A 26,937-nucleotide genomic window follows, 5' to 3' on the forward strand; every position below is an offset into this window, starting at 1 on the left:
GGAGCCTAGGATGAAAACGGTTAAACTCAAGCAACTCCCTCGCCACAGTATTGATGAATTACAAATTTTGTCACTTTGCCAAAGCTTATATACCGTCAGGATGATGGTGGCCGGTATTGAGGTGCAGGTGTTGAAGGGTCGCGACCCGTATCGTGCCCTGTCTATTGGCCAGATTTATCAAGATTTTTGTCGCTGCGATATTAAAAAAATGACCCTGATACAGGACAGCGCCTACGATGAAATGGTTGGCCAGCCGGTGTGCGATCACCCTAACACACTGAGTATTGCTGCCCCCATCCATGTCGATATGTTTGATGTTAGGCCTCAGCCTGGTGCCCATTAGTTCACTATGGCTGTGAGCATTTGAGCGTACTGGCTAAGGAGCAGACCTATGGATGAAACCTGTGTGGATGTGGTGCAGGCGCTGCGAGTGTTTAATTTAGTGCTTAGCCAGGGTGTTCGCCAAGGTGATGAATACTCTTGGCAGGGTTTAACCGCCAGCAGCGACTTTGATGGCTATAACGTCTGCCTGCAAGATGCCTTGGTGCGTTTGGATATTCACTTCCATAGCAGCTTTCATTTAAACAGCCCCAGCCGCCGCGCTTTAACGCTGTTTGTCAGCCAGTTGCAGGCTCTGGACGCGCAATACCACTAAACCGGCTATTGCTATCGGTGGTGGGCTGTTTACACTGATAAACTGGACTGTTGGACATAATAAAATAGGAAGTACTATGAAAGCATTATTTGGGGCGATGTTGGTCGCCGGTATGATCTCTGCACCCGTTTACGCTGTTGATTACAAAGGCCTGGCTGACTCTGTTGATACAGAGAAAGCTGCAGATTCTGTCGACCAAAAGAAGTTGGTTGAGGCGGCCACCAGCGAAGAGGTCGATTACAAAAAAGCCTATGATTCGGTCGATAAAGAAAAAGCTGCCGACTCTGTCGATGTCGACAAAGCCACAAAGGCGCTGCTGACTCAATAGCAAACCCAGCGGCCTGAGGCATTCGCCTTGGCCGCTCGTTGATTGGCGTCAGTTAATACACAAGCAGCCACTCTCCTTGCTTCCTCTGCTACAAATAGCCCAGCTCGTTAAACACCAGACGTAAATTCTCCACCGGCATGCAGCCCGATTGCAAATAGACTTTATGGAAGGCGCGATCCAGCTCGTTGCTGTTCAATTCTTTTCGATTTGCCTGCTGTATATCCTGTTTTAATTGCCACACCAATCGATTGCCTGTGAGGTAACTCAGCGGGTAGGATTGCTCGGTGCTGTACCAGTTTAACTCGGCCTGCACACGGCCATCGGTAAAACCGGTGGCTTCTTTTAACAGCTTGGCGGCGTTAACAAACACATCGTCACTGTCAAAGTCTAAATCCAGTCCAACGTTTAAATAGTCTTTGTTGGCCGTCATAAAATAGAGGTCGATACCCACGCGGGCAACCAAACGGGACATTTCGCGTTTGGCGATAAAGCGTACCTCGTCAACTAAATCATCGGCGATATAACCGACATCCAGCATGTAATCCTCCAGCATGGTTGTCCATCCCTCGGCATGTTCGTTAGCCGAAAAGATGCGACGAATAAACGACGGGTGCTGGGCGGCGGTGGCAAACTGCAGGTGGTGGCCGGGGATGCCCTCGTGAATCATCATCACCGGAATGCCCAGGGCGGTGTGTTCGGCCAGTTGGTCTTCTTTCAGCGTTAAATAGACCAGGCTGGTCTTACTGCCGGGGCGCAGTGCCAAGGGGGGCCACATGGCACCGGCGGGAATAACCGGCTCTAGAAACCCCGGTGTTTGCAAAATCTTCATCTGTTGCTGCTCGGGCAGGGCGAACAATTGCCTGTCGCTGACAAAGTCGTTGATGTCGCTGATTTGATCGGTGTAGTGATCGAGTATTGAATCCAAGCGACCATCTTTCAGCGTGGCGGCAAAGCGTTGGTTAAGATACTCGTGCAGCTCGGCCTCGGTGGTGGTCTCGGCCAGTTGGTACTTACGGTTCAGCTTAACCGTTAGCTCGGCCAGCAGGGCTTTTGTCTCGGCCATAAAAGTGGCGGCCATGGCGGCCAGCTGTGCTGGTGATTGCTGGATATTGCGTAGCGCTAATAGCTGGCAGACTTTCTCTTCACCGATGGCAAAGTTGGTTTTGGCGTCGCGGCCGGCTAAATCGGCCAGATAGCTGTCGAGGGCGGTATTACAGGCGATAACGGCGCTTTTTAAGGCGCCCAGCTGTGGGTAGGTCTCTGCTGCAGCCCAATCGACGATGGTGGCTAACAGATCGGCAATGCCGGCACCCTGATCAAGCTCGATATCACGCCAGCGGGCAATGGGCTGGGTAATCACCTCGGCCTCAACGGCGAGGTAGTGCGGCGCCTGTAATAAGCGGCTGAGAATGTTGTCTAACCGCTGTTCGGCGGGGCGCTCGTCGTTGACGAATAACTGAAAAATACCGGCGCTGATGCCGTCTACGCCTCCGGGTGCGCGGCGACGCTGTGGCTGGCCGTGCTGTTGTAAATCATCAAAGAACAGCGCTTGCTGAAGATAACGCTGCATTAAGTCGAGATCCAGCTGCTGGTCAAAGCCTTCTGTCTCGGCGCTCTGCAATTGTTGCAGCAAGGTTTTAGCCGCCTCATCTCGGGTTTTGGCCGCCGCCAGGCTGGGGTCGCCTAACTGGCCAAGGTGGTCGGTGGCGCCCAGTGCCATGCTGGTATCGGCATCGGCTAATACAAAGTCTTTAAATTGTTGCTCTATGGTGGCGAAGTTGGTCATTGTTGATCAGCCCTGTGATAGCCGGAAAAAGGCTATTTTCGCGTGCTTGCCCGATACTGTAAAGCACTGCTCACCACTGACAAAAATGTAAGCATAATACAGGCCAGTTTTCGTGTTTATGATGGCTTCGACGTCGTAAACGTAAAATAGTTTGTCGATTAGTTGCTCTGCCTCGTCCATTTGGACGAGTTATGGTGGTCGCTAGGCCGCTACTATGAATTTAACCCTGAAATCTATCAGGTTATTAGCTGCCTCTGATGCTTCTGCCACGGTTGGCCGAGCAAGAGGATTCGCGTAAGGAGACGATAATGAATAATTTATTTCATCAATTAGTCGACGATCATAAACACATTGCCCGTGTCTTACGGGTGTTAAAGGCGGCTGTTTATGCCTATGAAGATGTCGACCAAGAGCATGACTTACCGCTGATTCTTGAAACGCTGGATTATATACAGGCCTACCCTGAGCAATATCATCACCCCCTCGAGGAACGAGCCTTTACCTACCTGCTACAGCACTCCCTAGGCGATGGCGATGTGATTGCCCAGCTGCAACAGCAGCACACAACGCTGGAGCGAGAAACCCGAGATTTGCAGCAAAGTTTCGACGCCATTGCCAATGATGCGGTGGTACCGCTGACGACGATTCTGCGTCAGTTTGATCATTATTTAGATGATCAGTTGGCTCATTTGGAAACCGAAAACAAGCGTATATTCCCTGTTTTGGCCAAGCTAACAGATTCTCAGTGGTGGGTGATAGCCAGCGATTTATATGTCGATGATAACCTCGACGAGGCGGTCAATATCAGCCGTGATCACTTTTGCCAAATGGCGGCGGAGATTGAAAAACAGGGCAGGGCTATTGCGGCCCACTAGGCCGCAATAGGGTGACGCAGATCGGTGTCATGGCCTAGCCGAATTCAGCAAAGGCGAACTTGTTGCCATCGGGGTCGCGGAAGTAGGCGCCGTAGAACATATCGGGGATGCGCTGGCCAGGCTGGCCGTCACAGGTACCGCCGAGGCTGATGGCTTTTTGGTAGAGAGCATCAACCTGGGCTTTAGAGCCGGGGTTGATAGCAATCATATTGCCGTTGCCCGGCTGTGGGTCGCCCTCATCGAAGGGCACACAGATGCTCAGCATGGTACCGCCGTCTTCGGTGCCGATAAAGGCAATACGGCCCATATCCATCATCAGTTTTGCGCCGAGGTCTGCCAGCAGTTCAAGATAAAAAGCCTTGGCTTTTTCCATGTCACTAACACCAATGGTGACGTATCCAATCATAGTATTACCTATTTATTCGCTTATTGAGTGCGCTTAATGTGACAGATGCCAACAGGCTGTGCAACCGCTATTGCGCTGGATATGAGCGCGTGGCAGGACGGTGGTTAACGCATATCATGGCGGCCTATCGCCAGCAGGATATGCTCTCGCACAGTGAGGAGGCTTTACTGAACCTAATGTTTAAGCCGCTGGTGCAGGCTCACAGTCATTTGGGTTTCAGCGATTCAAAAACCAGATACACCGCCAGCGCTTTCTGATCCTCCTCGCTGAAGCTGTAGTTGGGCATCGGTGGCGTGGGTTGTATTAGCCGCTCGATGATCTGCTGATACTGACGTCGTTGGCCTATGCTGGCGAGATCTAAATTGCTGTTGGGGGTGGCGGTTTGATGACACCTGAGACAGGGCCGTTGAGCTACAATCGCTTGGCCTCGTTGATACAGCGCCTCGCGGTTATCATCGGTTAGCCAGCTCGGTGTGGTTAAGCTGATCGGTGTTAGCGCAGCCGAGGTGGCTGGTGCGGTAGCTGTTGAGGTGGCGGCATTCTGTTGGTTGTCGTTACCATCATACACCAGGCGATAGATGGCGCCGGCGTAATCGTCAGAGATATAAATGGCCCCATCGCTGCCCTGAGCAATGTCCACTGGGCGGCCTATCACATCAGCGTTTTTCTCAAAGCCACTGATTAAGTCGCGGCTAACAATTTCCCCCTGTTGCCAATGCAGTGAAACCACCTTGTAGCCGTCGGGTACCGAACGGTTCCATGAGCCGTGCAGAGCGACGAGGGCGGTTTTTTCAAAACGATCAGGCAGTGTGGCTGCGTCGATGAAAGTCATGCCCAGTGGTGCGTTATGAGCGGGGAACTCAAACGCCGGTGGTTGTGCGCTGCTGGCCAAGGCCTTAGGCGCCTCAGGGAAATCCGGGTCAGCCTGGTTGGCACCGTTAAAATATGGCCAGCCGTAGAATTGGCCAGCTTCAATTAAGTTGAGTTCGCAGGGCGGGTAATCGTCGCCGAGCATATCGCGGCCGTTATCGGTGCCATAGAGCGCGTTATTCCACGGTGCCCAATCAAAGCCCATGGTATTACGCAGGCCGGTGGCAATCAGCTGTTCACCACTGCCGTCGAGTTGATAGCGGCTCATGGTGGCGCGGCGGCTGTCCTCTTCTAAACAGACATTACAGGTCGAACCCTGAGAGAGGTACAGCATACCATCGGGGCCAATCTTGATTTGTTTGTAGGGGTGATTACCGTCGTCGGTTAGGCCGCTGACAAGGGTTTGATAATCGCCGCTGGTCGATGCCGTTGCGCTGTCGAAGGCAATACGACCAATGCGGTTGGCCTCACCAATATAAAGCCAGCCCTGGTGTATTGCTATGCCGGAGGGACGGGTCAACCCCTGTATTAGAATGTCGCGCTGGCCGCCGACAGTCTTGTTCTGTTGATCGGGCTGAATCAACACCACGTCGCCCTGGTGGGGCCTGCTGACCAGTATTGCCTGGTGTTCGCTGATGGCCATAAAGCGGGCATTAGGTAAGTCGCCGGCATAGACATTCAGGCTGAAGCCATCGGCTAATTGAAAACGCTGATCTAACACCTGCTGTTGTGGGGTGTCGATACCACTGCCGGTGAGGGTGTTCCACAACACCGCGACACTGGTAATAGGCACCAGACCGCCACCGATGATAATGACCGGGGTCAGCGCCAGTAAAAGGATGAACAGGAGTAGCCATTTTTTCATTATTGTTATGCTCTTATCTTTGGTCGTTGGTCATCAGTTAGACTTGCCGAGGTGAGGCTTTCTTACCCCAAATAAGCTTGTGCTCATCACCATATAATAATTATCATGGTGAGCATAATAATTATCGCCGATACCATGGAAGTGTTTGCTAATGTTAAAAAATTACCCGCCCCTGATGGCGGCATCAGCTTTTCTTATGATCGCTGGCTGTTCGCCTGCGGCTATCAATAACGCGCCACTAATGGCTGACACTGATTTTCCTCAAGGCGTCTATCGTATCGAGCTCTTTGCCCACCAGCGCTGCGCCCAGTCGGCAGTACCGCTGGTCAAAGACAAAAAATATCGGTTGACGGTTGTTGCTAAATCTCGCCTGCAGGACAGTGATATAGTGATTAGCCGGCCACCAGCGGCGACGGTTGAGCGCTGCCAAGATCATACGTATAGTGACCAAGACGCAGAAGGGGCTATCGATGAGACCGGTTTCTGCAATCAGTCACTGAGCACTTCTACCTTTATGTCACATTTTAAACAGTCTAAAAACCATGAGTGGTTTGAGTTGATAGTGGCGACGGACGAGTGCGCCAAGGATTCTATGATTGCAGTCTCGGATATGAGCAAACTGACCGATCAGCCGGCCAGCTATCAATTTACCGCCACCAAGAGCGGTAATTTCAGTGGTTTTGTCAATGATGCGGGTTGGTTTTACGGTAATAACAAAGGGTACTTACTGCTTGAATTGGAGGCTGTTCAGTGATGCGTTATATAGCGGTTGTGGTAATGCTTATGGCCCTGGTTGCCTGCTCAAGCTTTAAAAATGGTCAAGGGTTTCTGGGACAGAAGCCGGATGACAGGACTAAGTCACAAGACCAGGGTAAGAATAAGTCGTCCGATGTTTTGCTGGTGACGACAACGACCGAGGCTGCACGCGTGGATAGTGTTTTCCGCCTGCAATTCTGTAAAGAGCTATTTTTGCGTCACGGCTACGATGTTACCTCCGATAAGAGCACGAAACTGGATGCCGCATACAAAAAGTGCACCAATGCGCATACTCCCCCTAAACGTTTTGAAACCGATAGTTATGCCTTGGCGCTTTCGGGGGGCGGGACCCGAGCGGCCTCATACTCGATGGGGGTGATGAAGGCCTTGAATGAGGCAGATCAACTGGAGAACTTTGACTCAATCTCCTCTGTGTCCGGTGGCGGTTACACCGCTTTTTGGTATTTCATTCATCGCTATTATCAATATCTGCCAGATGATAAAGGCTTAGAGTATTACTCGACATTGCTCAATGATGTTGGGCCTGATGGCGACCTGAATAAATTTTGCCAGCGTATCGAACGACAACAATATAATTATTCGTTAGATGATATTTTTGCGACTAGGGAAGAGGGCTCTATCGTCGCCAAAACCGCGGCGCAGAATCATATCGGACGTCAATCTGACATCATCAACTATTCAACCTCAAGCTTTGTGCAGGGTGCAGAAACCACAGGCTTGGTAGCCACTCATCTCGTCACTCTGCCTTTTTACTGGGGCACCGATCTGTTACTTGATACTAATATCTATAATGGCTCGGTTTTTACCAACGCCTATCGCAAGGGGTTGGAGCGTACTTATGGCTTGGTGACCAACCCAGAGTACAGCGATTATGTGGATTACTTTAACTACGACAGAAAGCAGTATTACAACGGTGTCAACGGCGCATTTATGTTTTGGCGGCCGAACGCGCGTATTGATGAGTTAAAGTTTGGCCACTACCGAGATTTCATGACAGCGTATAACCACTGTGCTAATGAATCCCAGCAGGCTATTGCTCCGATGACATTGCCGATTATAAATACCAAGCGTTCTGACCGCGCTTCGTTGTTTGACAGCGATGAGGCCTACGATGACTTTTCACTGACCAAAAGTGTTTATAGCTTTACGCCGTTGGCCTATGGCAGTGACTACAGCGGTTATATTGACGATGCTGAACTTTGGTCTCCCAGTTATATGTCAAAAATATATGCCACCTCTGGCGCAGCTGCGGATAGTGGTGCACAGCAGGTATCGGGTCTACTTGATCCACTGTTAGCTATTTCAAATGCCAATCTGGGTTATAAAATGAGAGATCCCAGCAGTCAGCAAAGCTTTTGGGGGGGGATGCGATTTTGGAGCGATAAAGTAATCGGGGGCTTTCCCTTGGGTTTGTTAATGCCTGAGGATTATAAAACCACGCTGCGATTAAGTGATGGTGGTCATGCAGAGAATCTTGGCCTGTTTTCACTGATTAAGCGGGGTACGAAAAAAATAGTGGTTGTCGATGCGGAACATGATCCCGAGTATGGTTTCGATGCGTTAAATCGCCTGAAAGTAAAGCTCAAGCACGAACTTAACCTTAACCTGTCATGTGGTGAGACTGGCGAAGAAACCTGCCCGCTTGCCAGTGATTTTAATGCCCTCCAAGCCGCCCCGGTATTTTCACTGACAGTCACAGGTTTCCCTGGCAGGGAACAACTAGACATTCTTTACATAAAACTATCGGTCAAGAAGGATTTATTGAAACAGCGCTGTGATGGACGCCTACCGTACCCATCGGACATTGAAACGTTGTGCCGTGAGCAGCCAGGTTACCCTGAAAATGTTAGAGCGTACTATCAGAGTGAAATAGAGAAGCAACAGAATAGCTTTCCACATAACTCGACAGCCGATATTTGGTATAGCGAGGCGCAGTATCGCGCATACCGTGACTTGGGTTCTTATAATGCAAAAACATTTCTTGTCGATAAGATAAGGCGATGGGATGAGGATATCGAACGTCAGCGTAAGAGTGAAAAGGCATTTTACGATTCATTGGGGCCGAAAAAATAGAGAGGGCAATACCGCACCACCGTTGCGGTGGTGCGGTATTGGTTTTCTTTAGGCTTTAGCCCGCCAGAGTGGCTTTGTCACTGCGCATTTTTATTATTGCCTTGATGAGCATGTAAACCCCGCTGGTGATCAGGCAAATAGCCAGATACAGCAGCAGGCCTTTGTCGATATTACTGCTGACTTGGAAGGCCAATAACGGACCGAATACCGAGCCTACGCTGTAACTCAACAGCATGATTTGAGTGGTAATCACTATTTTGCCGACTTCTAAGGCATCACAGGCCAGCGTGATGGCAATCGGGTAGAGGGCAAAGGTACAGGCACCCAGTAACATATATCCCACTGCCAGCAGGGCAAAGCTGTTGGCGATAACAATAATAGCCACCGCCGCAACGCCGATCAGCGATAGCGCCGACATGAGAAATTTCTTACTCATTACCGGTGATAACAGGCTGATAATAGGCTGCACCAACATGCCACCGATAATAATCGAGGCCATTAGTATGCCGGTTTTATCGGTGCCTATACCGTCGCTGATAAACACCGGCATCAGACCGTAAATCGGCGCCAATAACATGCCTGAAATGAAACACCCCAGCATGGCGGCCCTGTTGATTTCCTTCAGTTGGGCAAAGCTCAACGGCTGTGCCTGGCTGTGTGCCGGCTGACCCTTGGTCACCATCAATGGCGGCATAATGGCCATTAATAGTAATGTGATAACCACTAAATAAGGCACCACACCCTCGATACCGACAGGGCCAATACCCAGCTGGCCAAGGGCGGTACCGCCGTACAGTGAGGCCATATACAAGCCGAGCCGCTTGGCCCGTTGCTTGGCGGTATTTACCATTAACAGCCAGGATTCAATAGCCACAAAGACACCGGCGACGGCAAAGCCGGCAATCAGCCGCGCTACCAGCCAAACGGCGGCCGAGGGCAGGGCAATCATCGCCAGGGTTGTCAGCAAAATAATGCTGAGAAACAGTAGCAACGACCGACGGTGGCCAAGTTTGCTGATAATGCTCTCAACCTGTGTCGCGCCCATCAGTAAGCCAAGATAAAAACCGCTGACCAGCCAAGGTGTCAGTGTCTCGCTCAAACCGAATGAGTGCAGTGACAGCGGAATCAGGCTCATTAAATAGCCCGATGCCATTGCGTAAAATGATAAACCCAGTACTGGCACAACAGTGCTGTTTTGGTCGGGGACGACGGCGGTTATATCCACCTTTTTTACTCCAATAAATACCGCATAGTAATGAATGTTGATTGACAACAGTGTTTGTTAATATAACCCGAGGGGCTATTTCGGCGCACTGTAAGGTCACATTCCATCAATGTAAACAACTTTTTTAAAAAAATTATATTTTTGTTCTGTCGTTGATTTTATGTGGTGGTATTTACTTATAGCTAACTGTTGAAAGGGGGTGTGGCAGTTTATTTTTTTAAATTTTATCCTTTTTGTTTCGCCTTTTCGCCGTGGGTTGGACGAAAAGGCGGTGGGGTTTTTCTATTTAATCGACGACACAAGGTAGTCGATAATTGCATTGCTTTTCGGTTGCACCGCAGCGATGGCGGGTACCTCATATTTTGGCGGGTTGATAATACCGCGTTCGATCAGCGAGCTGAGCGTATCGATATAATCTAAGCCGGTTTTGCCGACCAGCAACGAGGTGATGTCACGCTCTTTATACAGCGACAAAACATCTCTAAAACCGCGCAGATAGAGATAATCCTTGGTGAAGCCACCACCGCGGAAGACCCGCATGGTCTTGGTAAAGGCCTGGTCATCGCTGAGCCCATAGTCGGTGGTTAGTCGGTTAAACACCTGGCGAAAATTAAAGCCTTTGACCATCATGTCGACGGCCAATACCCGCAGTGACAGCATTCTCAACCGGGTCATGTTGAGGTTGCCCGACAGGTACTCGGCCAGAATGGCGATGCCCTCCTGGGTATAGGTATTTCCCGGCAACCCTAATTTAAACACCTTTAAAGGCTGTTGATTGGCGTTTAAGGTGGTCACCAGGTGAACACCAATTTCGTGGTGAATAAGCGCGTTGACATTGGTTTGGGTCAGCATCGCATCGCGATTAATCAGCACTGTTTTTCGGTTGTTATCGACCATGGCCTTGGCGACGATTTTTGATGAAATCGACACCTTGCAATCGAGTTTCATCTCGGCTGCGGCCAGCTGAAACATCTTTTTTGCCTGTTCGGCATTGATGTCTTCTGGCTCGTCGACAAAGCCTGGCAGTTCGGCTGCGTGCAGAAAGAACTCGGCGTTGGCAATATCGTTGGCACTGGGCTCACCGTAGTAGCGCATCGAGTTGTATAAAAACTCCGGCGTGCCCACCTTGCTCAGCATTTCAGCCTTGGTGGCGTAGCCGTTAATCACATCGCGATACAGGGCTCTCACCGTCGGGTCTTGAATGTCGGCCACGGGCAGGCTATAGAGCTGCTCTTTGAACTCATAGGGGTCTATGCGCAGTTGGTTGTAGGTGAACTGCGGGTCGTAGTGGCGGCGACTGAGAAAGCGTCGTTTTTCCTGACTGAGGTTGGTCGGGTTGACGTAACTCAGGGTGGCAAAGTTTTGGGTGAGCTTATGCAATGCCTTGTCGACGGCAATTAAGCCGCGGTCGGTATGAGTGGGCAGTAATTGTGATGGCGATAGCTTGGCTCGCTTAAATTTATCATTAAAAGCCGATGCCGCCGCTAATACGGCTAAATACAAACCTTGATGAATGGCGTCCAAGACTAATGGAAAGGCCTCGCCGGTGTATTCATCCATAAAAATCTTTTTGATTTCTAACGGGATTGCATAGGTGTTACCAAAATTACGGTTGATGAAATAGCTATGATAACCATTGCCCATAAACACCACATCACGCTGCACAGTGGTTGCAATATTGGGCAGTTCAATGTCGGCCAGCGTCGCCTCAAGCTGTTGCAGAATGCTTTTGCCGCGTTTGGTATTAATTCTGGCGGTGCCAATATTGAATACCGGGGCGACGGGGTAGTCTCGTGATTGCCAGTTGTAAGAGTGCACATCCATTAATAAGCAGCCACCAAAACGCAGCTCTAAATGACTGAGAATCGCTTTCAGGATGCGGAAGTAGCGGTGGTGCTTGGCCAGGCTGGTTCGCTTTTGTTCGGCGCTGATCGGCTCCGCCCATACCTGCTTGCCCCAGGCCGCTTGGTAAATGGCCTGGTCGGGTGCCCGGTTAACATCGTACTCGTAGCGCGAATCGTTAACACACAGGGTAATAGGGAACGAGGTGATCAGCTGGTCGGTGAACAGGTCTTCCTCGTGCTGACGCTCGTGGTAGCTCAATAAACAATTGGCCTGCAGCTCATCACGCAGGCGTTGGCCTGCGTGAATCGCCGTGCAAATATAGGGCACATACTCTTCAATCTTGAGGGTTAAAGAGTGGTCGTCCAGTGTTGCTTCAAAGCACTCGCCAGCGTCAATTGCCGCCAGCATTTGGGTTTCAGACAGCGTCTGCATCTTCGATTACCTGACGGAATTGACTTTTACGGTTACGAACGAGTTCCTTGGCGCTGACCACGCTTTCGACAAAGTCGATTACCTGGCCTTGCAGTTTCACTCGGTTGAGTTTATTGATTCGGGTAATACCCCCGGGGCTGAGCACGTTGATCTCTAATAGTTTTTCACCAATCACATCGATGCCGGTAAAATAGAGTCCATCGCGGACCAGTTTCGGGCCAATCAGGCGGCACAGTTTGCGCTCTTGCTCGGTCAGCTTGTGCTTGACGACCCGGCCACCAGCATGCACGTTGGAGCGTACATCGCCATCGGCTGGAATCCGCCGCATGGCGCCGATGGGTTCGCCATTGAGCATTAAAATGCGTACATCGCCTTGCTCCGCGCCGGGCACGTAATCCTGCAGGATGACATAGTTGCCATTCTGGCCGTTGGAGTCGCCACCAATGTAAAACTCCAGTAAGGACTTAAAACTTTGGCGGGCGTTTTTCTCAACCACAATGACGCCGCGACCACCGAAACCATCGAGGGGTTTGAGTATCATTTTCTCGCAGTCTGATTCATCGAAGATACGCTCTAAATACTCGCGGTTCTTGGACACGTGGGTGGCGGGAATAAACTCGCTGGCGGCATCGTTGAAAGAGGCGGTGTATAGCTTGTTATTGGCCACGCGTAATCCGTCGATATCGTTCATGATAAAGGTGTCATCACGAACAGAATCTAAGAAATTGAGGGCCAGCGTATCCAGCGGTGGATTGGCTCGCATAATAATGGCGTCAAAGCCGGCCAGCGGCAGCAGGCAGCGGCGAAACACGGTATTGCGGTAGAAGCTGATAATATTATCGGTCTGCTTGGTTTTCTTGCTGATGACGTCGCAAAAAGCACTGGCGGTATTATCGCGAATGGTGAGGTTTTGTAGCGTTGCGATGGCCACAGTATGTTGACGAGCAAAGCACTCGTGTACTAGTCGTAGGGTGGTATCGGTCTCGGCTTCGACGCGTTCCCAGGGGTACATAATAAAGCAGATTTTCATAGCCAAACTCCTGATAATAATAGGCTGGTTAGCCTGTGCAAAATACCGTTCTAATAACGAGAATAATCTCGATGAGACGCGATTTTGGCGAATTTATCGTATAGTTTTCGGCTGAGCAACTTATTTTTAATAAAGAATTATATTTTTATTTTTAGGCGTGCTTCGAGTATTGTATTTTTCGATAATTATCTGTATTAAACAGTATCTTAGTTTGTTTTCTGTGAGGGATTTTAGGGGCTAGGTAATTGTACTGACTCGGTATTTTCAGCCAATTTTTACCGTTATTTTTTTAAAAAATGGCGGCGTCTGCCGCCATGTTGATCAGCGCGGAAAGCTACCGTTGTTGAGATCGATGATGGTGCCGTTTAAATAGCTGGGGGCATCGGTGGCCAGCCAGACGATAGTCTCGGCAACTTCTTCGGCCTCGGCGAAACGACCGGCAATGGTATTTTGCTTGATCGCGGCCTTACGACTGTCGTCGATCGACGCCAGCATATCGGTATTGACTGGGCCGGCAGCCACGGCATTGACCAGCACATTATCGCCGCCGAGCAGCTTGGCAAAGCTTTTGGTGGCATTGATCAGCCCGGCCTTGCTGACGCCGTACCAGATATCGGGGTGGCCAATATGCCCGGCTATCGAGGTGTTGTTGATAATGCGTCCGCCGCCGCGTTGGCGCATTGCAGCGGATACCGCAGTAATCAGGGCGACGGGGGCGGCGATATTCAGTTGTAGTGTCTGCTCGATGGATGCCTGAGGATAGTCATCGTAGGGCAGTGACAGCATAATACCGGCATTGTTGACCAGTACATCGATGGGGGGCAGCGAGTCAATTAACGGTGCAATGGCATCGATTTGGCTGAGGTCGAAGGCGATGGCTTTGACATCCGGATGATCGGCCAGCTCAAACTCGTCGACGTTGCGCGCCAGAATAATCAGGCCAAAGCCCTTGTCCAGCAATAGCCGGCTGACAGCCAGGCCAATACCCTTGTTGCCACCCGTTACCAATGCTAATTTTTTCATGCCGTAAACCCTTATATAAAAATGCCTTTTAGCGTCGCCACAGCCTAACAGAGTTGAGCTGTCGGGTTTAACGTGCCAGATCAAAAGAGGGTGACATTACTCACCACACCATTATCACGTTACTGACAGATCAACACAGTCTTGCCGGTGATCTCGGCATTATCTATTTGGCGATGCACCTCAGCGGCATCGCTCAGGGGGCGACGATCGGCAATCACCGGTTTGAGCTTGCCCTCTTTAAGCCAGCCAAATAACTCTGCCATATCCTCTTTGAATTCTTCAGGGTGACTGATACGCCGCTGTTGAATGTTGAAGAAGCAGGAGTGCTTACCGTCGGGAATCAGTTTCCAGCCAGCCAGTAATTTGAAAAATCCCCACAGTAATGAAGGTAGTTTCTCTTCACCGGAGGTGAGCTGATAGGCGCCGAAGCCGATCAGCGTGCCGCCTTTTTTCAGGCATTGGTAAGATCGTCCCCAGTTTTTGCCGCCGATGGTATCGAAAACAACATCGACACCCTGGCCATCGGTAAGCTGATCGACGCGGCTGACAAAGTCTTCGTTTTGATAGTCGATGGCCTGGCAGTTGAATTGCTGTAGCAGCGGATGTTTACCCTGGGAGGCGGTGCCGATCATGTTGATGCCGAGTAATTGACCGAGCTCGCACATAGCAGAACCGACAGCACCACCGGCGGCATGAATCAGCGCCGTGCTACCGGTGGGAACAGGGCACACGCGTTTAATCATCTGGTAGGCGGTGCCGTAGGACAGTATCATTGCCACCGCCTCGGCAGGGTCTAAGCCGTCGGGTGCCGCAATGGCCTGTTGCTCATCGACGGTAAGGTATTGAGTGTAGCCGCCGATCATCGATAAGTCGGCGACGCTGTCGCCGACCTTGAAACGACTGACATTGTGGCCAATCTTATCGACCACACCATACCAGTCATAGCCGGGCACAAAGGGCGGCTTTTCTTTGTTATCGACATATTGGCCCTGGCGAATAATGGTGTCGGTAAAGCCGGTGCCGGCACTGAGTACCTTGACGCGTATCTCGTTGGCCTTGGGCTCGGGGAGTTGCAGTTCCTGCTTGAGTTTTAACACCTCGGGGCCGCCAAACTCGCTGACGATGATTTTCTGGTAAGCCATGGGCTTTATTCCTGCATATTATTGTTGTTCACTGCCGTTGCTGTAATGTTGTCCATCGTAGACAGTGTTTTTGTTACCTCTATAGTACGGTGATTGGTGCCAAACAGATGAATGTTTTGGCGCTATTTCGTGTTAATAGTTGGTAAGGTGGATAAAGTGACAACTGACTGGCAAAAAGGTTTGCAGCGACCGGTCTGTTATCTTAATGTGTTCGGTGTCACCTGGCTGTCATTGATCACTGCTAGTGTGCGACCTATATATAATAATGAGAGGCATGGAAGTAGATGAAACAGATATCACGTCGACATTTTTTAAGGCTATCCGCCATGGGCGTTGGCGCCGCGGTTGTTTCCACCGGCTTGCTGGGTTGTGCTGATCGCGATAGCGACGACGATAACAACGTCAGTTTTGCGCAAGGTGTTGCCAGTGGTGACCCGTTGGCCGACAGCGTCATTCTTTGGACGCGAGCCCTGCCCAATGACACCGATGCAGTGGTCACGGTCGATTGGGAAGTGGCCACCGATAGTGGTTTCGACGACCTTATCCATAATGGCTCGACCACCACTGATGGCAGTAAAGATTTTACCGTTAAAATTGATGTGCAAAACCTGTCATCGGGCACTGTTTACTATTACCGTTTCCGCGCTAATGGCACCACCTCTGCCGAGGGGACAACCAAGACGTTGCCCGAGGGCAGTCTAGAGCAAGCCAAATTGGCCGTGGTGTCCTGTGCTAATTTCCCCGCCGGTTACTTTCATGCCTACGGTGAAATTGCCGCCCTCGATGACATCGATGCGGTACTGCACCTGGGCGACTATATCTATGAGTATGCCGATGGTGACTATGCCACCGAAGATGCCGAGGCCTTGGGCCGTCAGTTCGCTGCAGGCAATGCCGGAGAATGTATTGAACTCGACGACTACCGCAACCGCTATGCGCACTATCGCGGCGATGAAAATCTGCAGGCACTGCATCGTAAACAGCCTTTTATTACCATCTGGGATGATCATGAGGTGGCCAATGACAGCTGGCGTGAGGGTGCTGAGAACCATAACCCAGAGGCCGGTGAGGGTGAATACCTCGATCGTAAATTAGCCGCGCTGCAGGCCTGGTTTGAATGGATGCCCGTGCGCCCGGCCAGCGAGGGTGATGAAGAAATTATCTATCGCAGCTTTGAGTTTGGTGACCTGCTTAGCTTACACATGCTGGATACCCGAATTATCGGCCGCGATGAGCAAATTGATTATACCGATTACCAGTTGGATGATTATAACGCGCCCGATTTGGCGCGTTTTAACAGCGATGTGCAAAGCAGCGATCGTACGCTACTTGGTGCCACACAGTTAAACTGGTTGCAGACGGCGATGCAGACTTCTAGCGCCACATGGCAGGTGTTAGGCCAGCAGGTGTTGATGGGTAAGCTGACGCTGCCGGTTGAATTACAGTCGCAGATACTAGACCCTAACCCCGATACTTTATTTCCTGCGTTTATCGAGCTTGCCGGCTTAAAGCAGCGCTACATCGATGGTGATGTGACACTGACCCAGGATGAAATAAAGCGTGTCACCACGGTGGTTCCCTACAATCTCGATGCCTGGGACGGTTATGACGGTGAGCGTGAGGCTATTTATGCCACGGCCAAAGACAGCGGCAAGAATTTGGTTGTACTGGCTGGCGATAGTCATAATGCCTGGGCTAATGATCTGGTCAACAACAACGGCGATACCGTCGGCGTTGAGTTTGCCACCGCCTCGGTAAGCAGTCCGGGTCTGGAGGAATATTTATCCCTGGGTGATGATTTGGGCGTGGCAGGCGTGACAGAGGGGTTACTTAAGACGCTGGCCGACGACCTGCGTTATGTCAATGTCGCCCAGCGTGGCTTTGTTATCACCACCTTTACACCGGATGAGGCGACTTCTGAGTGGTTTTTTATCGACACCGTTAAGAGTGAAACCTATACGCTGGATGATGACCGCAAGCAAGCGATGAAAACAGTGGCAGGTACGCCAGAGTTGGTGTTGCTTTAACGGTAGGATAACGCCTGTGCTGCCGGCATAAAAAAAGCCCTGTTAGCATCTGCTGACAGGGCTTTTTTGTGTCACTGAGCCTGGCGGCTCAGTGCTATCGAGATGTCAAACGCTGACGCTTAGTTGCTCAGCGTCATTGTCTCGCCAATCTGCTGTGCTTCGATATCGCTGGCGCAGAAGGGCATATCGACCCACTGCTTTGCACTGTACATTTTGGTTTGATCGTCGAAGTAAGGCGAGTCTTCATTGACCGATTGCGAGTAGGACAGCAGTGCATTAGCATCGGGGCAGTCGCTGCTATCGAAGCCAACAACCTGCATATAGCTGTTGCCGTGTTCGATATTGCTATAGCCTTCGCCATCGATTAAGTCCGAGATAATAACGCTGAAGCCAACACCGTTGGAGCCATGAATAGCAATTTTATCGCCATTGCGTTCGCTGTACTGTACCTCACCCCAAGGGCGGTCAAGCGGAATACCAGCTTGGTTGAGCTCTGCCACAGAAGCCAGCAGGGCTGCACGGGTATTCGCGATGACTGTCGCATCGCCACTGTTCATGGTATTGGGTGTGGTCACTGGGTAGGCGGGGTCGAAATCGTTCTGCCAGAAGCCGGCTTCTCGGTCGAGTTCAGCCCACAGGCCAATAAACAGCGCGTGGCCGACACTGTCGACATCGGATTCACGGTCCCAATCATCGAGTATCTGACAAGCGTGCTCTGCGTCAGCCGCCTCGCTGCCCCAATCGGCGCTGGTGGTGTTAGCGCAAACATCGAGCACGCCATCGAGAATCAATTCGGCGGCGTGATTTCGGCTGCCAAACATAATGTCTCTGACATTTTCGTTGGTAAATTTATCGCCGCCAGCCAGGCCGTCGTTATCGTCGAGTCGGTCTTGTAGTTGTACAAAGGCCAAGCGTGTGCGGGTCGATTGCTCAACTTCTTCGTTACCGATAATTGGCGAGAAGCCGGTCAGCAGGCTGTCGGGGTTGCTCAGCCAGTAGCTGTCGTTAGAGTTGGCAGCATAGTCGCGGTTTTGTAACACCGGTAGCTGACTCACCCCCATGACGCCATCGGCGGGAGAGTCTGCATCGGTGGCCCACTCACAGCTTGGGTCTGAGCCATCGAGAGTGGGGTAGCCTTCATCGGTCAACGAGGGGGCTGCCAGTCCTTTGACGCAGTTGTCGAAATGCCATTGGGTGATGCCGGGACGGGTGCTGATATCGCCATACATTGAGTTACCCTCACGGTCGACGGCAATGGTATTGGTCCATGGGTTGCCCATCTTTGCGGCAGCCTCGGTAACCTCATCCAGGTTCTCTGCCTGGCCCATACCGCGCCAAGTATCGAAGCCCCACGTGTTGTAGAGGTTGACGTCGCGAACAGTAAACACCGACTTCAAAATAGTTGGCCAACCTTCGAGTAGATCGCTGACGCCACCGAGATCGACAATCGGGCCATAGTGGGAGAAGTACAGCGTCTTTTCGACGGTCTCGATACTGCCATCGTCACGGACCTGTTCAGCAGTAACCTGTTCGCTGGTAATGTCGCGATAGATGTCGGCACCGGCATCATCCTGACCATAGACATATTGCATTGGGTTGTCAGGGTTGAGTTGCAGCTCGAAGAAGCTGAAACGACGACCGGTTGACACCGTGTGTGTCCAGGCGATGTCCTTGTTAAAGCCGATGTTAATCAGTGGGAAACCGTGCAGCGAGGCGCCCATGACATCGTATTCGCCATCGATGGTCAGGTGGGCCATATACCAGCGCAGGCGTCCAGACCATGGGAAGTGAGGGTTGCCGAGTAGCAAGCCACTGCCATTTTCGGTGACGTTGCCGCCGAGGGCATAAGCGTTGCTGCCCATCTGTTCAGGCTTGGGCATGTCGAAGGCATCGGTATTGAGGGCAAGTTGTTGAAACAGGTCGGCCATTGGGGCGTTGGCGACGCTCTCTGCCGGGCCGTTGACCGCCGAGATAAAGGGCGCGAGCGGGCCAGTACTGGCACGGATCAATAGCTTGTGCAGTGCCTTGTAGTTATCTAGCTGGTTGAGTGGTCGCACCCAGGGCTCGCCCTGACAGCTGCCGGCAATATTGTCGACGCCGGTATCCTCTATGTAGCGGTTGATACCCAGGGTATAGCCATCCATTACATCACGGGCATCCTGGTCCAGCTTGTCGATAAAGTTGCTTTGAATATTGGTATCGCTGTTGTAGTAGCGGTAGACAAAGTCTTCGTTGATATTGCCATCCAAATAACGGGCAGACTCGCCGTTGGCGCGCACGACTTCCTCCATCAATACGCAGAGGTTTTGCTTGGCGTATTGGTAGCCATAGCCGTAGCCCAGGCTGCCCCAGTCTTCGGCGTTGATGTGCGGGATGCCGTGTTCGGTTTCGGTGATGTCGGCACTGTAGAGAGCCGTACCGAACTCAGGGGCTGAGTCGTTGACGTCAGAATCACTGTCGTTGGAGCAGCCGGAGAGCGCCACGGCAAAAACCGCGGCACTAAGGAGTTTCATTTTCATTGTTATGCCTTGTAAAACTATTGCGTCGTACGCTTTTATTGTTAGCCACTTGGTCAAAAATGGCTGTAAGTTTACAGTTTAAACATACGTCCGTCATAAATCCATAGGCCGCTGTCACAAAGGCTGTCAAAAAGTGTTTTGGGTGCCATCGCTCTGTTCTGCGACGGCTATCAAAAGGTATTGGGGTAGTCCTGCCAGTAGTATTGGAGGTGTTGGTTTTTCCAGTCCTTATAAATGTTTGACCAATCGAGGTCGTCGATACGCCAGCCGTGATGAGGCTCGAGGTTGAGTGACCACAGCGGTGCCCCGTAATCACAGAATCGGGTATCGATGCTCAGCCTTGCCGCCGATTGGGCGGTGTTTGGCTCGGCCTTATGGACGCAGCACGAATGGAAGATAATCACGTCGCCTTGGCTAACGTCTGAGGTGTGCCAAAGAGTCTCGTCATCATAAATTTCACATTGTATGCCGCCAACCCCCTGCGCCTCAAAGACAGGTCTGACACCTTTTTTATGGGAGTGGGGCAATAGCTTGAGTCGGCCCATTTCAGTGGTGACATCGTGCAATGCCACCCACATGCCAGCCATGGTTTCTCCCGCTTGATGTGAGTGGGCGTCTTGATGGGGCGGCGTTTCATAGCCGATTTTTTTCGGTGTTGCCATCCGCGCCATTTTCATCGGGTAGACAAAGGGCTTGTCGCCGGCAACGATCTGCATTAACTGGTGCAGATCCGCTTGATGGAAGAAATCGTGAAACGCTTCCATCGACTGGATTTTTGGGTAGAGCTGATCCCAGATGGGGTCGGTCTCGAAAAACGGTTCACCGCCCAGTGCCGGTAGCCCGGTCTGCGGGTCGAGCACAATGTGGGGGGAGAGTGCGTCCAAAAACTGCAGCATTAGCTGCTGACACTTTTGCTTGTCGACATGGTTTTGAAAATAGAGATAGCCGTAATGTTGGAAGCGCTGCTGCAATAATACTGCGTCTTCATCACTGCGGGAGACGACGAGTGGCTGATTTTGGATCTGCAAAGTGTTCGGCAAAATAGTGTCCGTCATTTATAGCGTTGTTAATTCGCCCAGTATAAGGACAAAAGCCGAGGGTCACAAACGCATCCGCTGAGCGGTGTCGATGGCTAACTAACGGAATTGTTTTGTTGCTGTAATTAAAATCGCACTAATTGAAGGCTTTTTTTGGCACGGAAAATGCTTTATATCTGTGCGTAAACGGGCGGAATGCTCTATTAAAAACAATTAAAGCGTAATAAGTGCCTCAAATAAGAGCGGCGCACCGATAGAAGAGAGTAAAAGCGACAATAGTCCGTTTTTTTAACGAGACTGTCACCCATTGGTCGATAGGTTGGATTGATGGTGGTGCTTTATAATGGTGCGTAGTGCAACGGTTTGGTGCAAAGCTAAGGGTGGAAATATTTTGGATATTACTAGTGCAGTAGAATCGTTGGTATCGAGCAGCAATACCTATTTTATTTTAATGGGCGCGATCATGGTCTTTGCCATGCACGCAGGTTTTGCCTTCTTGGAAGTCGGTACTGTCCGTCTCAAAAACCAAGTGAACGCCCTGGTTAAAATCATGACTGACTTTGGTGTCTCTGCCATCGTCTACTTCTTTGTTGGTTACTGGGTTGCTTATGATGTGACCTTTTTCCAGGGGGCGCCAGCACTGGCCGAAAACAATGGCTATGAACTGGTTAAGTTTTTCTTCCTGATGACCTTTGCCGCTGCCATCCCGGCCATTATCTCCGGTGGTGTGGCTGAGCGAGCCCGTTTTTATCCAATGCTGATCGCCTCGGCCATTGTGGTAGGCCTGGTCTACCCCTTCTTCGAAGGCATTATTTGGAACGGTAACTTTGGCTTCCAGGATTGGCTTGAGGCCACTTTTGGCGCGCCATTTAATGATTTTGCCGGCTCTGTTGTCGTACACGGTGTCGGTGGTTGGATTGCCCTGTCTGCCGTCATTGTCCTGGGTATGCGACGTGGCCGTGAGCGCGATGGCCGTCTGATTGCCTTCGCCCCCTCCAACATTCCCTTCCTTGGTTTGGGTGCCTGGATTCTCTGTATCGGTTGGTTCGGCTTTAACGTGATGTCGGCTCAGACCTTAGACGGTATCAGCGGTCTGGTGGCGGTTAACTCATTAATGGCCATGGTCGGCGGCATTATTGCGTCGATGATTGCCGGTCGCAAAGACCCTGGTTTTATTCATAACGGTCCACTGGCCGGTTTGGTTGCAGTCTGTGCTGGCTCTAACTTAATGCACCCCATTGGTGCCTTGGCCACCGGTTTGGTTGCTGGCGTGTTATTCGTCATGATGTTCTCTTACATTCAAAACAAGCTACACCGTGTCGATGATGTGCTGGGTGTGTGGCCACTGCACGGTGTGTGTGGCGCCTGGGGCGGCATTGCAGCGGGTATTTTTGGCCTTGAGTCTTTCGGTGGTATGGGCGGTGTTACCTTTATGAGCCAGTTGGTTGGTACCTTGGCCGGCATTGGCTTCGCCGTTGTGGCAGGCTTTGTGGTTTATTTTGTGATCGATAAGGTCGTCGGTATACGCCTGAGCGAGGAAGAGGAGTATATGGGTGCTGACCTGGCGGTTCATAAGATCAGCGCGGTGAATAAAAGCAAATAAAGTGTGACATAGGTCACGCGATGTGGGAGATCTCTCACGTTGCGTGACCGTTATGTCTAATGGCATATAAACCTGGTTAAGCCATAATTAAGACGTACCAAGGAGGTACGTGCTAATACGGATGTTGGCGATGACTAGGGATGTTACGAAAGCCGCAGATGCGGCTTTTTTTATGGCTGATTTTTACTGTCGGCTCTTTGATTAATCCTGTTCGATCAGTAGGGTAGGCACTTTTTCTGCTCGCTTCAGGGGGTCTTGTTATCCACTTAATATTACATGCACTGGTGCCGCTGATTGTTGCCGTGTTGTTTTTTCGCCGCGATTGGAAAAAGGCCTACCTGATCATGATGGCCACCATGATTGTCGATGTTGATCATCTGTTGGCGACACCTATTTATGACCCGCTGCGCTGCAGTATCGGTTTTCATCCGCTACATCAAACTGTGCCTATGCTGTTGTATGCCGTCGCCTGTTTTATCCCTAAGTTGCGGTACGTCGGTATAGGCTTGGTCATTCACATGGCGCTCGACGCTATCGACTGTCAGTGGACTAACGGCATCTGGATGATGTAACCCGTTTTTGTTGATAGGCCCCTGCTGTGCGTCATATCACCCCGCCAGGCTTCACAGCCTCGGCCAGACGTTATATTCTGGCCAGATATGAACAGAGGATCAGGATTAACCCCATGACTCAGACAGTGTTAATCACCGGTGCCGCCAGTGGTATTGGTTTGGCTATGACGCAACAATACTTGGCACAGGGCAATCAGGTGACGGCCTGTTGCCGTAGTAGCAGCGATGCATTGGCCGCTCTCGACTGTGAGGTGGTTACCGATGTCGATGTGACGCAGCCGGAATCGGTCGACCGGTTAAAAAGTAAGTTGGCGGGGCGCAGCATTGATATTCTGATCAATTGTGCCGGCTTGTTGACGAATGAGAGCCTCGACGATCTGTGTTTTAATCGCATTCAGACCCAGTGGGAAGTTAACGCCCTTGGCCCGTTGCGAATGACCGAGGCGCTGCTGCCCTGTCTTAATGAGGGCAGTAAAATAGCAATGATTACCAGTCGTATGGGTTCTATTGGCGACAACACCTCGGGTTCACGTTACGGTTATCGCATGTCGAAGGCAGCACTCAATGCCGCCAGCAAGAGCCTGGCCGAGGACTTAAAACCCTGCGGAATAAGCGTTGCCATTCTGCATCCGGGCCTGGTATCGACAAGAATGATCGGTTTCAGCGGTGATATTTCGCCAGCAGAAGCAGCGCAGCGTTTGATGGTGCGTATCGAACAATTGGACTTGACCAATACCGGCACTTTTTGGCACTCCAACGGTGATGTTTTACCCTGGTAGCAGATGGTAACAATATTGCTGTCGACTACTACCGCCCTTGGGGCGGAGGAGTGTGTCGGCTCGGTAGAGGGCCGGCGGCGCTGGGGTTTGCCGGGCCGAGGGTTTATAATGCTCGCTCCATCCTCATCGACGCCATGTTATGCCCACCGATATATCCTCGCAGTTTGTTGCCATCAGCGCGCCAAAACTGACGCCGCGACTGGCTGAAATTCATCGTCAATTAGTCGATAATCAAGCGCAGCAGCAGTATCACAGTGTCTGGGATTGTTGCTGCGACCACGGCTACCTTGGCTTTAATCTCGTCGCCAGTGCCTTGTTTCAGCGCTGTTATTTCGTCGATCAAATCCCCCATATCACCGAGGAATTATTAACGGTTTTACAGCGCCATGGCGGCGACAGTTACCGGGTCATTACCGCCGATGTGGGCGAGCTACATTTCGATGGCAGCATCAAACACTGCGTGATCATCGCCGGTGTGGGTGGTCGAGCAATTATTGAGATGTTGCAGGGCATTCAAAAAAATAATGCGGCCGCCGAACTCGATTTTATACTCTGCGCCACCAATTATGTCTACGATTTGCGCCGATACCTCGGGCAGCAGCGGATGTCGCTGGTAGAGGAGGTTATTGTCGAGGACCGGGGGCGTCAGTATGAGTGTCTTTACTTGCGCGGGACACCTGTGGCAGGCGCATCAATAATCAGCCCTGTCGGTGCAATGTGGCAGGCTGACAACGCCATGCACAGACGCTATCAGGCGAAACTGTTAAAGCACTACCGCCAGCAGCAACGCAGCCAGGACAGTGAGTCGCTGCGTCAGACCATTGTCTATTACCAGCACTGCTTTGGCGCCGATTGGAACGAGGTTACGACTTAGGGCGATAGAGTCCCTTGCCAGTGATTTTGGCTAAGTCTAACGCCGCCACCATGCCCAGGGGGTGGTTGACGACGGCAGGAATGGCGTTGACGATGGCTGTCGCCGTCTGAATAACGCCGGCGACAGCATGATCGCCGTTTTTGTCTTCCATCTCCATGCTGATTTCCATTTTCGGCTCGCCCTCAATAATCACCTTATAACCCTTGCCATGGGGCCAGGCTGGGGCTACATCGTCACAGAGGCGGGTGATGTGCTCGAGTACGATGGCATCGCGGCCATCGATGACACCACGGACCTCGAAACGCATGGCGCCAGTGGTGCCTTTTTTGAACACACCCATGGCGTTTTCAATATCATCTTCCAGAGGTAATCGCTGGTGCACCTCATAAACGCGGTCGAGTTCGACGCCAAGACCGGCGGCAACTGAGCGTACCGAACCGCCCCAGGCCATGGACAGCATATTGGGTTCAAACAACATGCAGGGATGGTCGATGGGGTGGCCAAAACCCATTACCTCGCGAATAGTATGTTCCTGCTCATAGGTGGCGTAATTGATAATTTCTTGCATTCTAATTGTCTGCCAGTATTCACTGAGACCAGTGAACAACAGCGGCATCGTATCGTTGGCAAAGCCGGGGTCGATACCATTATTAAAGCAAGTACTGTTACCTTGTTGACAGGCGGCCTTGATCGGGTCGGCGATAAAGGCAACGTCGGGGTTGTCAGGGTATTGCAGCATAAAAAGGGAGGAGGCGACGACATTAATGCCGGCAGCCAAACACCTGGCTTGATCGGCGGCCGCCTCTATTAATCGCGTTTCAGAATGTGCGGTATAGCAGACACAGTCGGGCTGTAGTGCCAATACCTCATCGATATTGTTAGAACTGATAACGCTGGTAGGCTGTTCCAACCCAGTGAGTTCAGCAACGTCTTTGCCGACCTTTTCCTCACTGCTGACAATGTGTCCAATTAATTCGAGTTCGGGGTGATTAATAATAGCGCGGACGGCATAGCAGCCAACGTTTCCTGTGCCCCAGGTGACGACTTTGATACCCATAGATGACCCATTTATTCATTTTTTATTATTGTGCGGCGCAAAAAAACAAACCGCTATTTTGTTGATAATACATTGTGTATACAGCCTATCATGGCGGTTAAAAAACACCGACTTTTATGTCGGTAATGTAATGAATATTGATATCAAATAGTGGTGTCTTTCCATAAACTGTTGATCAAAGAGACTGACAATAGAAACAACAAGGAGCTGCGATGAAAATAAGTTTATGCCTGCCTTATATGGAAAAAGAGCTGGATCGAAGCCGTATTTTACAGTGGTGTAAGCGTGCCGATGAGGGGCCATTTCACGCCATATCCTGCGGCGAGCGGATTACCGGTTACACCCTCGAGATGCGAAATATGTTGGCCTTTGCGGCGGCGGCCACCGAGCGGGTTAGAATTGTTCCCTCACTCTATGTACTGCCAATGCACAATGCGGTTTGGGCGGCAAAGGAGATCGCGACACTGGACGTGCTGTCCGGGGGGCGAGTCTCCGTGGTTGTTGGCGTCGGCGGGCGCGAGGCTGATTACAATACTGTCGGCGCCAGTTTTACCCGTCGCCATCAACGTATGGATCAGCAGATTGCTGAGATGCGATCGATCTGGCAAAGCGGTTACCACGACAGTGAACAGGATGGCAGAGTGGAGGTGGGTCCGACGCCGGTGCAGCAGCATATTCCGATTCTTGCTGGTGTCATGGGTGAAAAACCGATGGCGCGGGCGGCCGAGTGGGCCGATGGTGTCTATGCCTTTGCCATGGATGGTGATGCCTCGTTAACCCGTCACTTTAAGCGGATGGCAGAGCAGAAATGGCAACAGGCAGGGCGACAGCAATCGCCATATTTTGCCGGTGGTTTTTGGTTTTCTCTGGTGCCGGGCAGCGAGCAGATCTTACAAAATTATGTCTACCACTATTTGCTGACCTTTGGTGAAGAGCAGGCTAAGCAGACGGCGCAGTCGATGACCCGCCACAGTAATGAAGCCGTTGCTATCGCTGTCGAGGCATTGGCAGAAGTGGGCTGTGATGAACTATTTATGGTGCCGGCCTCGGCGGAGGTGGCCGAGCTAGAGCAACTACAAACGCTGTTACAGCGGGCGGGTATTGCCTGAGGCGAGCCAGCGGTGATTGGTGGTCAGA

Annotated in this window: 24 protein-coding genes; 13 read left to right on the top strand and 11 right to left on the bottom strand. The window is 51.3% G+C overall.

Going from position 1 to position 26,937, the window contains the following annotated elements:
• Positions 1-10: 10 nt before the first annotated feature.
• From L9P87_RS00620 to L9P87_RS00630, 3 genes are all read left to right on the top strand, one after another.
• Entirely contained in the window at positions 11-343 is a 333-nt protein-coding gene (locus L9P87_RS00620) for a DUF6482 family protein (protein ID WP_237442740.1), read from the top strand.
• Between the two features lie 48 nt (positions 344-391).
• Complete coding sequence (locus tag L9P87_RS00625; protein WP_237442741.1) at positions 392-655, top strand: DUF3081 family protein; 264 nt, start codon at positions 392-394, stop codon at positions 653-655.
• Between the two features lie 76 nt (positions 656-731).
• Positions 732-983 carry a hypothetical protein gene (locus tag L9P87_RS00630; protein WP_237442742.1) on the top strand — a complete coding sequence of 84 codons (252 nt, stop codon included), beginning with the start codon at positions 732-734 and terminating at the stop codon, positions 981-983.
• An 88-nt stretch (positions 984-1,071) separates the two neighbouring features.
• Here L9P87_RS00630 and L9P87_RS00635 read toward each other — a convergent pair whose 3' ends face one another.
• Positions 1,072-2,769, bottom strand: coding sequence for a DUF885 family protein (locus tag L9P87_RS00635; RefSeq protein WP_237442743.1), 1,698 nt, complete (start codon positions 2,767-2,769; stop codon positions 1,072-1,074).
• A gap of 308 nt (positions 2,770-3,077) precedes the next feature.
• On the opposite strand from L9P87_RS00635, the gene L9P87_RS00640 reads away from it, so the two are divergent.
• The gene (locus L9P87_RS00640) at positions 3,078-3,644 is read left to right on the top strand and encodes a hemerythrin domain-containing protein (RefSeq protein ID WP_237442744.1); all 567 of its coding nucleotides are present in this window, start codon (positions 3,078-3,080) and stop codon (positions 3,642-3,644) included.
• Between the two features lie 34 nt (positions 3,645-3,678).
• On the opposite strand, the gene L9P87_RS00645 is transcribed toward L9P87_RS00640, so the two are convergent.
• Both L9P87_RS00645 and L9P87_RS00650 read right to left on the bottom strand, forming a co-directional pair.
• The gene (locus L9P87_RS00645) at positions 3,679-4,050 is read right to left on the bottom strand and encodes a VOC family protein (protein ID WP_237442745.1); all 372 of its coding nucleotides are present in this window, start codon (positions 4,048-4,050) and stop codon (positions 3,679-3,681) included.
• A gap of 205 nt (positions 4,051-4,255) precedes the next feature.
• The gene (locus L9P87_RS00650; RefSeq protein WP_237442746.1) at positions 4,256-5,785 is read right to left on the bottom strand and encodes a PQQ-dependent sugar dehydrogenase; all 1,530 of its coding nucleotides are present in this window, start codon (positions 5,783-5,785) and stop codon (positions 4,256-4,258) included.
• Positions 5,786-5,890: 105 nt separating this feature from the next.
• Here L9P87_RS00650 and L9P87_RS17845 point away from each other — a divergent pair, with 105 nt between their 5' ends.
• Genes L9P87_RS17845 through L9P87_RS00660 form a run of 3 tightly spaced genes read left to right on the top strand, consistent with a single transcriptional unit; the run spans position 5,891 to position 8,635 of the window.
• The gene (locus L9P87_RS17845) at positions 5,891-6,016 is read left to right on the top strand and encodes a hypothetical protein (RefSeq protein ID WP_290368469.1); all 126 of its coding nucleotides are present in this window, start codon (positions 5,891-5,893) and stop codon (positions 6,014-6,016) included.
• A 10-nt stretch (positions 6,017-6,026) separates the two neighbouring features.
• Entirely contained in the window at positions 6,027-6,539 is a 513-nt protein-coding gene (locus L9P87_RS00655; protein ID WP_237442747.1) for a hypothetical protein, read from the top strand.
• The gene (locus tag L9P87_RS00660) at positions 6,539-8,635 is read left to right on the top strand and encodes a patatin-like phospholipase family protein (RefSeq protein WP_237444343.1); all 2,097 of its coding nucleotides are present in this window, start codon (positions 6,539-6,541) and stop codon (positions 8,633-8,635) included. The genes L9P87_RS00655 and L9P87_RS00660 overlap by 1 nt, the downstream gene beginning before the upstream one ends.
• Positions 8,636-8,690: 55 nt before the next feature.
• On the opposite strand, the gene L9P87_RS00665 is transcribed toward L9P87_RS00660, so the two are convergent.
• The 5 genes from L9P87_RS00665 to L9P87_RS00685 all read right to left on the bottom strand — a co-directional run bounded on the left by L9P87_RS00665 (position 8,691) and on the right by L9P87_RS00685 (position 15,332).
• A complete protein-coding gene (locus L9P87_RS00665; RefSeq protein ID WP_237442748.1) occupies positions 8,691-9,860 on the bottom strand; it encodes an MFS transporter in 1,170 nt (389 codons plus the stop codon).
• Positions 9,861-10,142: 282 nt separating this feature from the next.
• On the bottom strand, positions 10,143-12,137 hold the full coding sequence (locus tag L9P87_RS00670) for a flavohemoglobin expression-modulating QEGLA motif protein (protein WP_237442749.1): 1,995 nt from the start codon (positions 12,135-12,137) through the stop codon (positions 10,143-10,145).
• Positions 12,121-13,167, bottom strand: coding sequence for a glutathione synthase (gene gshB / locus L9P87_RS00675; protein ID WP_237442750.1), 1,047 nt, complete (start codon positions 13,165-13,167; stop codon positions 12,121-12,123). Before gshB ends, L9P87_RS00670 begins: the two co-directional genes overlap by 17 nt.
• Before the next feature lie 321 nt (positions 13,168-13,488).
• Positions 13,489-14,190 (bottom strand): SDR family NAD(P)-dependent oxidoreductase, encoded by a 702-nt coding sequence (locus tag L9P87_RS00680; protein ID WP_237442751.1) that lies wholly within the window; start codon positions 14,188-14,190, stop codon positions 13,489-13,491.
• A gap of 119 nt (positions 14,191-14,309) precedes the next feature.
• Positions 14,310-15,332, bottom strand: a complete 1,023-nt coding sequence (locus tag L9P87_RS00685; RefSeq protein WP_237442752.1) for a medium chain dehydrogenase/reductase family protein — start codon at positions 15,330-15,332, stop codon at positions 14,310-14,312.
• A 284-nt stretch (positions 15,333-15,616) separates the two neighbouring features.
• Between L9P87_RS00685 and L9P87_RS00690 the strand changes: the two genes are divergently transcribed.
• The gene (locus tag L9P87_RS00690) at positions 15,617-17,359 is read left to right on the top strand and encodes an alkaline phosphatase D family protein (RefSeq protein ID WP_237442753.1); all 1,743 of its coding nucleotides are present in this window, start codon (positions 15,617-15,619) and stop codon (positions 17,357-17,359) included.
• A gap of 119 nt (positions 17,360-17,478) precedes the next feature.
• Here the strand turns inward: L9P87_RS00690 and L9P87_RS00695 are convergent, their stop codons facing one another.
• Both L9P87_RS00695 and L9P87_RS00700 read right to left on the bottom strand, forming a co-directional pair.
• Complete coding sequence (locus tag L9P87_RS00695; protein WP_237442754.1) at positions 17,479-19,878, bottom strand: penicillin acylase family protein; 2,400 nt, start codon at positions 19,876-19,878, stop codon at positions 17,479-17,481.
• Between the two features lie 170 nt (positions 19,879-20,048).
• Positions 20,049-20,918, bottom strand: a complete 870-nt coding sequence (locus tag L9P87_RS00700) for a phytanoyl-CoA dioxygenase family protein (RefSeq protein ID WP_237442755.1) — start codon at positions 20,916-20,918, stop codon at positions 20,049-20,051.
• A 388-nt stretch (positions 20,919-21,306) separates the two neighbouring features.
• Between L9P87_RS00700 and L9P87_RS00705 the strand changes: the two genes are divergently transcribed.
• The 4 genes from L9P87_RS00705 to L9P87_RS00720 all read left to right on the top strand — a co-directional run bounded on the left by L9P87_RS00705 (position 21,307) and on the right by L9P87_RS00720 (position 24,743).
• A complete protein-coding gene (locus L9P87_RS00705) occupies positions 21,307-22,518 on the top strand; it encodes an ammonium transporter (protein ID WP_237442756.1) in 1,212 nt (403 codons plus the stop codon).
• Between the two features lie 269 nt (positions 22,519-22,787).
• Positions 22,788-23,090 carry a DUF6122 family protein gene (locus tag L9P87_RS00710; RefSeq protein WP_435531790.1) on the top strand — a complete coding sequence of 101 codons (303 nt, stop codon included), beginning with the start codon at positions 22,788-22,790 and terminating at the stop codon, positions 23,088-23,090.
• A 113-nt stretch (positions 23,091-23,203) separates the two neighbouring features.
• The gene (locus tag L9P87_RS00715; RefSeq protein ID WP_237442758.1) at positions 23,204-23,869 is read left to right on the top strand and encodes an SDR family oxidoreductase; all 666 of its coding nucleotides are present in this window, start codon (positions 23,204-23,206) and stop codon (positions 23,867-23,869) included.
• A gap of 139 nt (positions 23,870-24,008) precedes the next feature.
• Positions 24,009-24,743 (top strand): tRNA (adenine(22)-N(1))-methyltransferase TrmK, encoded by a 735-nt coding sequence (locus tag L9P87_RS00720; protein ID WP_237442759.1) that lies wholly within the window; start codon positions 24,009-24,011, stop codon positions 24,741-24,743.
• Here L9P87_RS00720 and L9P87_RS00725 read toward each other — a convergent pair.
• The gene (locus L9P87_RS00725; protein WP_237442760.1) at positions 24,733-25,800 is read right to left on the bottom strand and encodes an NAD(P)H-dependent amine dehydrogenase family protein; all 1,068 of its coding nucleotides are present in this window, start codon (positions 25,798-25,800) and stop codon (positions 24,733-24,735) included. The two genes, L9P87_RS00720 and L9P87_RS00725, sit on opposite strands and share 11 nt — an antisense overlap.
• A gap of 212 nt (positions 25,801-26,012) precedes the next feature.
• On the opposite strand from L9P87_RS00725, the gene L9P87_RS00730 reads away from it, so the two are divergent.
• Positions 26,013-26,909 carry an LLM class flavin-dependent oxidoreductase gene (locus L9P87_RS00730; protein ID WP_237442761.1) on the top strand — a complete coding sequence of 299 codons (897 nt, stop codon included), beginning with the start codon at positions 26,013-26,015 and terminating at the stop codon, positions 26,907-26,909.
• The last annotated feature ends 28 nt before the right edge of the window (positions 26,910-26,937 follow it).

The sequence above is a fragment of the Sinobacterium norvegicum genome, assembly GCF_923077115.1.
In the GTDB taxonomy this organism is placed as follows: Bacteria; Pseudomonadota; Gammaproteobacteria; order Pseudomonadales; family Sinobacteriaceae; genus Sinobacterium; species Sinobacterium norvegicum.

What these genes read in the sequence shown, in the direction of transcription:
- L9P87_RS00620 (WP_237442740.1), top strand. Translation starts at nt 11, where the DNA reads ATGAAAACGGTTAAACTCAAGCAACTCCCTCGCCACAGTATTGATGAA.
- L9P87_RS00625 (WP_237442741.1), top strand. Translation starts at nt 392, where the DNA reads ATGGATGAAACCTGTGTGGATGTGGTGCAGGCGCTGCGAGTGTTTAAT.
- L9P87_RS00630 (WP_237442742.1), top strand. Translation starts at nt 732, where the DNA reads ATGAAAGCATTATTTGGGGCGATGTTGGTCGCCGGTATGATCTCTGCA.
- L9P87_RS00635 (WP_237442743.1), bottom strand. Translation starts at nt 2,769, where the DNA reads ATGACCAACTTCGCCACCATAGAGCAACAATTTAAAGACTTTGTATTA.
- L9P87_RS00640 (WP_237442744.1), top strand. Translation starts at nt 3,078, where the DNA reads ATGAATAATTTATTTCATCAATTAGTCGACGATCATAAACACATTGCC.
- L9P87_RS00645 (WP_237442745.1), bottom strand. Translation starts at nt 4,050, where the DNA reads ATGATTGGATACGTCACCATTGGTGTTAGTGACATGGAAAAAGCCAAG.
- L9P87_RS00650 (WP_237442746.1), bottom strand. Translation starts at nt 5,785, where the DNA reads ATGAAAAAATGGCTACTCCTGTTCATCCTTTTACTGGCGCTGACCCCG.
- L9P87_RS17845 (WP_290368469.1), top strand. Translation starts at nt 5,891, where the DNA reads ATGGTGAGCATAATAATTATCGCCGATACCATGGAAGTGTTTGCTAAT.
- L9P87_RS00655 (WP_237442747.1), top strand. Translation starts at nt 6,027, where the DNA reads ATGGCTGACACTGATTTTCCTCAAGGCGTCTATCGTATCGAGCTCTTT.
- L9P87_RS00660 (WP_237444343.1), top strand. Translation starts at nt 6,539, where the DNA reads ATGCGTTATATAGCGGTTGTGGTAATGCTTATGGCCCTGGTTGCCTGC.
- L9P87_RS00670 (WP_237442749.1), bottom strand. Translation starts at nt 12,137, where the DNA reads ATGCAGACGCTGTCTGAAACCCAAATGCTGGCGGCAATTGACGCTGGC.
- gshB (WP_237442750.1), bottom strand. Translation starts at nt 13,167, where the DNA reads ATGAAAATCTGCTTTATTATGTACCCCTGGGAACGCGTCGAAGCCGAG.
- L9P87_RS00680 (WP_237442751.1), bottom strand. Translation starts at nt 14,190, where the DNA reads ATGAAAAAATTAGCATTGGTAACGGGTGGCAACAAGGGTATTGGCCTG.
- L9P87_RS00685 (WP_237442752.1), bottom strand. Translation starts at nt 15,332, where the DNA reads ATGGCTTACCAGAAAATCATCGTCAGCGAGTTTGGCGGCCCCGAGGTG.
- L9P87_RS00690 (WP_237442753.1), top strand. Translation starts at nt 15,617, where the DNA reads ATGAAACAGATATCACGTCGACATTTTTTAAGGCTATCCGCCATGGGC.
- L9P87_RS00695 (WP_237442754.1), bottom strand. Translation starts at nt 19,878, where the DNA reads ATGAAAATGAAACTCCTTAGTGCCGCGGTTTTTGCCGTGGCGCTCTCC.
- L9P87_RS00715 (WP_237442758.1), top strand. Translation starts at nt 23,204, where the DNA reads ATGACTCAGACAGTGTTAATCACCGGTGCCGCCAGTGGTATTGGTTTG.
- L9P87_RS00720 (WP_237442759.1), top strand. Translation starts at nt 24,009, where the DNA reads ATGCCCACCGATATATCCTCGCAGTTTGTTGCCATCAGCGCGCCAAAA.
- L9P87_RS00725 (WP_237442760.1), bottom strand. Translation starts at nt 25,800, where the DNA reads ATGGGTATCAAAGTCGTCACCTGGGGCACAGGAAACGTTGGCTGCTAT.
- L9P87_RS00730 (WP_237442761.1), top strand. Translation starts at nt 26,013, where the DNA reads ATGAAAATAAGTTTATGCCTGCCTTATATGGAAAAAGAGCTGGATCGA.